Below are 2,478 nucleotides of genomic sequence, written 5' to 3' on the forward strand. Positions count from 1 at the left end.
TGTGTCCCGGTCAGGACAATCGTATCACCGGCCTGCCAGTTATCCGGAATTTCCGACAGCTTGATCGTGGTGTCGCCCGCCATCGGGGTGTCAGCCACGGAAAGCGAAACGGTTTTCTCTGCACCGTGAATTTCCACCTGGCCGTGAGAAATCACACCGCGTGATAGAAGCGACGGATCCCAGCTCACGTCGATATCGCCGTTATTGGCGATCACGATGTCGATATTGACGTCATCCTGTACCGGATTGTCCATGGTCCCGATTTCGAGCCTGCCCGACGGCCCAACAACCATCGTGTCCACCAGCATCTTGCTATCGGCATCGGTCGCAAAGGACAGCTCACCATCGACGCGCACCGTGAACAGCGATTCGTCGCTTTCGCCCTCATAGGTGACTGACACACCACGCGGGATCAGAACTTTCGCACCGGTGTCCGGAATTTCGCCGTTATACCAGGTATCAGGGTCAAACCAATCGCCATTGCCGATGGCAATGTGCGTGGCCTCAGCGCGTGGAACAAGCTCCAGCAGTTGGCCGTGTTCAGTGGCCTTTTGCGAATCGTCCATATGAGCAGAATGCTCCGCTTCGGCTTTTACTGCAATAACGTAGTCTTCGATCTCATCAGGCGTCGTTGGCAGGGGGATGGGGGGCGTGTCATCGCCGTGATGATGCCCGCCGCCGTGGTTGTCACCGCCACCGTGGTCGTCGCCACCGCCATGGTTGTCGCCATCGCCGTGGTTATCGCCGTCACCATCGCCACCGCCGTGGTTGTCACCGTCGCCGTGGTTGTCACCGTCGCCGTGATTGTCGCCATCGCCGTGATTGTCGCCATCGCCGTGATTGTCACCACCGCCGTGGTTATCGCCATCTCCATGGCCGTCACCATCACCATGATTGTCACCACCGCCGTGATTGTCACCGTCGCCATGATTGTCGCCGTCGGTATGACTCAGGTTCGCGTTGGTGATGGTCTCGCGTTTTCCTTGGGAATCGGGTCCCTGCCACTCCAGTTTGAGCGTCTGAGTTCCGCGGTTCTCGATGTAGTAGATATCAATCTCATGTGATCCGGCGTCCAGCGTGATCCATTTTGAATTTGTGCGTGGATCTTCGGAATCCGAATGCCTGTTGAAGACGACCTGTTTACCGTTGATGTAAAGCTTGGCGATATCGTCCGAGGACAAGAAAAAGTTGTATTTCCCGCCTTCATCGACGTTCAGGTTGCCGCTGAAATGGGCCGCAAAGTGGTCGCTTTTGCCATTCTCGACAAAAGGAGAATTGGTTTGAAAGAAATCCAGCTCGTCCACCTTGCCAGTTAAATCTGGTTCCTTACCAAAATCGACGGCACCTAAAGATCCCGTTTTCTTACCGAGCGAGAAGAACTCAGCCTTCAAGCCAAGCGCTTCCGCACTGTTGTCTTGATCGTGACTGTTGTCGGAACTGGTATGGCTCAGTTTCGCGTTGGTGATGGTCTCGCGTTTTCCTTGGGAATCGGGTCCTTGCCACTCCAGTTTGAGCGTCTGAGTTCCGCGGTTCTCGATGTAGTAGATATCAATCTCATGTGATCCGGCGTCCAGCGTGATCCATTTTGAATTTGTGCGTGGATCTTCGGAATCCGAATGCCTGTTGAAGACGACCTGTTTACCGTTGATGTAAAGCTTGGCGATATCGTCCGAGGACAAGAAAAAGTTGTATTTCCCGCCTTCATCGACGTTCAGGTTGCCGCTGAAATGGGCCGCAAAGTGGTCGCTTTTGCCATTCTCGACAAAAGGAGAATTGGTTTGAAAGAAATCCAGCTCGCCCACCTTGCCAGTTAAATCTGGTTCCTTACCAAAATCGACGGCACCTAGAGATCCCGTTTTCTTACCGAGCGAGAAGAACTCAGCCTTCAAGCCAAGCGCTAACGAGGTAGATTGGTCTTGTTGTATGGTCATTTAAGCCACTCCTGCAAACATGGGCTCCGTTTTCACGCGATCAAATCCGATGGAATTGCCTCTGCGCGGAGGACACTCTAAGGGTTTGTTTGCTTCGTTTTGGTTAAATGACGACATCGTCTTGGTGCAGTTATTCTTAGTTCCTGTCTGCGGGTTGAGGCATAATCTATCTTGGCCAGTGGGTTACCTGACGTGATAATGCTGGCAAAAAAATCTCTAAGGTTTTAGTGATTGCAAAGTCACTCGTTGGAAGTTGATCGACAACAGCTAGCTTACGATCTTTTCGATTAATCCAATTGGAGAACTTGATGGTCTAGCTGAATGGCGTTCAACAAAGTCAGAGAGCACTCAAAAGATAGACTCAAGAGGTGCTGACACTTTTTCCAGATTCCCCGCAAGGAGCTGTTAAATGTCTCTCTGGAGTCGAACCACTCTTTTCGGAGAACCTTTCCATGTTCTCCCACTATATTTGACCTGAGCCCCTGAATCTCCTCCATTTTTGTGTAGAGTCCGCCCAACAAAAGGACGGACAAATGAAGTCGAGATT

General features: G+C 52.0%; 1 protein-coding gene. It reads right to left on the reverse strand.

Going from position 1 to position 2,478, the window contains the following annotated elements; translation table 11 throughout:
* Window positions 1-1,931: PA14 domain-containing protein (locus tag RBB29_RS22230; protein WP_306121228.1), on the reverse strand; the 1,931-nt coding region annotated here is incomplete at its 3' end.
* Window positions 1,932-2,478 lie beyond the last annotated feature (547 nt).

The organism is Roseovarius sp. MMSF_3359 (assembly GCF_030733385.1).
Lineage (GTDB): Bacteria > Pseudomonadota > Alphaproteobacteria > Rhodobacterales > Rhodobacteraceae > Roseovarius.